This is a genomic window from Vibrio sp. 10N.286.46.A8 (genome assembly GCF_041470165.1).
Taxonomy (GTDB): domain Bacteria; phylum Pseudomonadota; class Gammaproteobacteria; order Enterobacterales; family Vibrionaceae; genus Vibrio; species Vibrio tasmaniensis_A.
On the sequence record NZ_JBFRLX010000111.1, the window covers coordinates 1 to 4,002 of the forward strand.

Below are 4,002 nucleotides of genomic sequence, written 5' to 3' on the forward strand. Positions count from 1 at the left end.
CGATGCCAAGAAAGATGCAGTCGCTGCAGCCATCGCTCGCGCTAAAGCAAAGAAAGCGCAACAAACAGAGTCAGCTTCTGAAGCTCCGGTTGAAAAATCAGGTGACGCTAAGAAAGACGCGGTTGCTGCGGCCATTGCTCGCGCTAAAGCCAAGAAGGCTCAACAAGCTGAATCTTCTACTCCAACAGAAAGCGAAGCTCCGGTTAAAAGTTCTGGCGATGCCAAGAAAGATGCTGTCGCTGCCGCTATCGCTCGCGCTAAAGCGAAGAAAGCACAGCAGGCTAAGCTAGACGAAACGGCAGAAACTCCTGAACTAGTGGTTGAAGTTGAAGCTGAAACTCAACAAGAGTCAGTCGATCCTAAGAAAGCTGCAGTTGCCGCCGCGATTGCTCGCGCTAAAGCGAAGAAAGCACAGCAAGCTAAGCAGGTCGAAGCAGAAGCAATCGCTCCTGAAGTAGAAGTGGAAGCTGAAATTCAATCAGAACCAGTGGATCCTAAAAAAGCTGCCGTTGCCGCTGCAATAGCTCGCGCTAAAGCAAGAAAGGCACAACAAGCGAAACAGGAAGAATCAGCAGAAATACCTGAATCTGTGGTTGAACCTGTAGTTGAATTAAAGGCTGAAACTCAACAAGAACCAGTCGACCCTAAAAAAGCAGCGGTTGCTGCAGCGATTGCTCGTGCTAAAGCAAGAAAGGCGCAGCAAGAGCAAGACAAAAAGAATAATGAGGAGAAAGAGTAGTGGCCTTCTTTATCGCCAGCTCACCGCACGCGCACAATCGTAGAAGCACCCCTGATCTCATGAAATGGGTCGCTATTTGTGCATTGCCAGGTCTACTAGCTCAAACCTACTTCTTTGGATGGGGTACGCTCATCCAGTTAGTATTTGCTATTGCACTTGCTGTTACCTTTGAAGCCGCTGTAATGCTGCTAAGAAAACGTCCGCCTGTGATGGCATTGCGAGATTACAGTGCGGTTGTGACCGCTTGGCTGCTCAGTGTCGCTATTCCCCCACACTCTCCGTGGTGGATTCTAGTAATAGGTATGTTCTTCGCTATCATCATCGCAAAACACCTTTATGGCGGCCTTGGGCAAAACCCATTTAATCCCGCGATGGTGGCTTACGTTGTTTTGCTGATCTCATTCCCAGTTCAAATGACCAGCTGGAATGCGCCGACCAGTTTAACTGCTGAAGCTACGAGCTTTGTTGACTCCTTCTTGATGATCTTTACTGGTTTCAATAATGAAGGCTTGTCTTTACAACAAGCACGCTTAGGGATTGATGGCACCACAATGGCGACGCCACTCGACGCCTTCAAAACCGCATTAACTGCAGGCAACACAGCGTCTGAAGCTCTGTCTCAACCTCAATTTAGCTGGTTAGCTGGCGTGGGTTGGGAATGGGTAAACCTTGCTTACCTTATTGGTGGCTTAGTGCTTATCAAGCAACGCGTGATTCAATGGCATATCCCAGTAGCGTTTCTGGGAAGCTTGACCCTATTTAGCCTAGTGTTCTTAGTACTGACGCCTGGTGAAACCGCTTCTCCAACCATTCATCTATTGTCTGGTGCAACCATGCTTGGTGCATTCTTCATTGCAACCGATCCGGTTTCAGCCTCGACGACAGTGAAAGGTCGTTTAGTATTTGGTGCCATGATTGGCGGGTTAGTCTTTATCATCCGCAGTTGGGGTGGCTTCCCTGATGGCGTAGCGTTTGCTGTATTGTTAGCCAACATGTGTGTTCCACTGATTGACTACTACACCAAACCTCGTACATACGGCCATTAAGGAGCGGATACCATGCTAAATGCAATTAAGAAAAACGGCCTTGTACTCGCAATTTTTGCGTGTGCTTCGACAGGTTTGGTCGCGGTAACTCACTACCTGACCAAAGATCAGATTAAGCAGCAAGAACAGGCTCAGTTACTGTCCGTGCTTAACCAAGTGATCCCGCACGATCTGCACGACAATGAACTGTTTTCATCTTGTACTCTCGTTCAAGCAGAAGAGCTAGGCACTGAACAAGCGATGCCAGCTTACATTGCTAAACTCAATGGTGAGCCAAGTGCGATTGCGATCGAGGCGATTGCCCCAGACGGCTACAACGGTGCGATTAAAGTTATTGTTGGAATGAAAATTGACGGTACGATTTTAGGTACTCGCGTGCTTTCTCACCAAGAAACTCCAGGTTTGGGTGATAAGATTGATTTGCGTGTGAGTGATTGGATTCTCTCATTTGCTGGTAAGCAAGTGACGGATTCTAATCTTGACCGTTGGAAGGTTCGTAAAGATGGTGGTGACTTTGACCAGTTCACTGGCGCAACCATTACGCCAAGAGCTGTCGTTAAGTCAGTGAAACAAGCGGTGCTGTACGTTAATCAAAACAACCAAGCATTGCTTGCTCAACCTCTAAATTGTGGTGGTGAATAATGAGTGACCATAAAACACTAATTAAAAATGGCATGTGGGCCAATAACCCTGCCCTAGTGCAACTCCTTGGCTTGTGTCCGCTGTTGGCTGTCTCTTCGACTGTGACTAACGCTCTTGGATTAGGTATCGCTACCTTGCTTGTACTAGTCGGCTCGAACGTGTCTGTATCTTTGGTTCGAAACCATGTGCCAAAAGAAGTGCGTATTCCAGTGTTCGTGATGATCATTGCTTCACTAGTAACCTGTGTTCAACTTCTGATGAACGCTTACGCGTATGGCCTTTACCTCTCTTTGGGTATCTTCATCCCATTGATCGTAACCAACTGTATCATTATTGGCCGAGCGGAAGCTTTCGCGTCTAAAAATGAAGTTTTGCCTGCTGCTCAAGATGGTTTCTGGATGGGCCTTGGCATGACATCAGTACTGGTTGTATTGGGTGCGATGCGTGAGGTTATTGGTAACGGAACCCTATTTGATGGCGCCGACCTTCTCCTTGGTGATTGGGCTTCGGTGTTACGAATCCAGATATTCCAATTTGATAACAGCTTCTTGTTAGCCCTGCTTCCACCCGGTGCCTTTATTGGTGTTGGTTTCTTAATTGCTTTGAAAAACATCATCGATAACCAAGCTAAATCTAGACAGCCAAAACAAGAAAAACCAGCCATTGAACGCGCTCGCGTTACCAATGCCTGATAAGTTACAGTAGCTTAAATCTTGCTGAGTAACTCAACCGCTCAGCAGGTAAATAGATTGACCAAGTACACATAATAATGACGCTCATAAGAGCGCGTAACCGATGATAAAGCCTGAACCATTGCGAAACTTGTTATTTTAAAACGAGTAAGTTTGAAAGAACTTCGCCGGAACTCAAGCCCTAACTATTTGAAAGTAATGTCGCTATGAACAATGTAAAACGAGTAGAAATACTTGAGCGCTTAAGAGAAAACAATCCAAATCCAGAAACCGAGCTTAACTGGAATAGCCCATTCGAACTGCTGATTGCCGTTCTATTGTCTGCACAAGCAACCGATGTCAGCGTGAACAAGGCGACTGATAAGCTGTACCCTGTAGCCAATACGCCACAGGCTATTTTCGACCTAGGTGTCGATGGTTTAAAAGAGTACATCAAGACCATCGGCCTATTTAACTCAAAAGCAGAAAACACCATCAAAACGTGTCGTATGCTGCTTGACCTACATAATGGTGAAGTACCGGAAGATCGCGCTGCATTAGAAGCCCTTCCAGGTGTTGGACGTAAAACAGCAAACGTAGTGTTAAATACCGCTTTCGGTTGGCCAACCATTGCCGTTGATACTCACATCTATCGTGTATCAAACCGCACTAAGCTAGCGATGGGTAAAACCGTCGACGATGTCGAAGCAAAACTACTTAAAGTTATCCCAAAAGAATTCAAACTGGATGTCCACCATTGGCTCATTCTTCATGGACGTTACACCTGTGTCGCACGTAAACCACGCTGTGGCAGCTGTATCATTGAAGACTTGTGTGAGTTCAAGGAAAAAACCGACGTCTAGGCTAGCTCTAAGCGAATGAAGCGAAGAAGCTAAGAAGCTAA

At 46.5% G+C, this 4,002-nt stretch carries 4 protein-coding genes and 1 pseudogene; all 5 read left to right on the forward strand.

Going from position 1 to position 4,002, the window contains the following annotated elements:
- Positions 1–739, forward strand: a pseudogene (locus AB4232_RS12045) (electron transport complex subunit RsxC); the annotation flags it as partial.
- Positions 739–1,785, forward strand: a complete 1,047-nt coding sequence (rsxD, locus tag AB4232_RS12050; protein WP_372087189.1) for an electron transport complex subunit RsxD — start codon at positions 739–741, stop codon at positions 1,783–1,785. The pseudogene AB4232_RS12045 and the gene rsxD, both read left to right, overlap by 1 nt.
- A gap of 12 nt (positions 1,786–1,797) precedes the next feature.
- Positions 1,798–2,427 (forward strand): electron transport complex subunit RsxG, encoded by a 630-nt coding sequence (gene rsxG, locus AB4232_RS12055; protein WP_269334948.1) that lies wholly within the window; start codon positions 1,798–1,800, stop codon positions 2,425–2,427.
- Positions 2,427–3,119, forward strand: coding sequence for an electron transport complex subunit E (locus AB4232_RS12060; RefSeq protein WP_017088559.1), 693 nt, complete (start codon positions 2,427–2,429; stop codon positions 3,117–3,119). Before rsxG ends, AB4232_RS12060 begins: the two co-directional genes overlap by 1 nt.
- A gap of 206 nt (positions 3,120–3,325) precedes the next feature.
- Positions 3,326–3,961: an endonuclease III gene (nth, locus tag AB4232_RS12065; protein ID WP_102281089.1), complete on the forward strand. Its 636-nt coding sequence runs from the start codon at positions 3,326–3,328 to the stop codon at positions 3,959–3,961.
- The last annotated feature ends 41 nt before the right edge of the window (positions 3,962–4,002 follow it).

Bases quoted from the DNA above. Each gene is read 5' to 3' on its own strand.
- rsxG (WP_269334948.1), top strand. From the start codon at position 1,798: ATGCTAAATGCAATTAAGAAAAACGGCCTTGTACTCGCAATTTTTGCG.
- AB4232_RS12060 (WP_017088559.1), top strand. From the start codon at position 2,427: ATGAGTGACCATAAAACACTAATTAAAAATGGCATGTGGGCCAATAAC.
- nth (WP_102281089.1), top strand. From the start codon at position 3,326: ATGAACAATGTAAAACGAGTAGAAATACTTGAGCGCTTAAGAGAAAAC.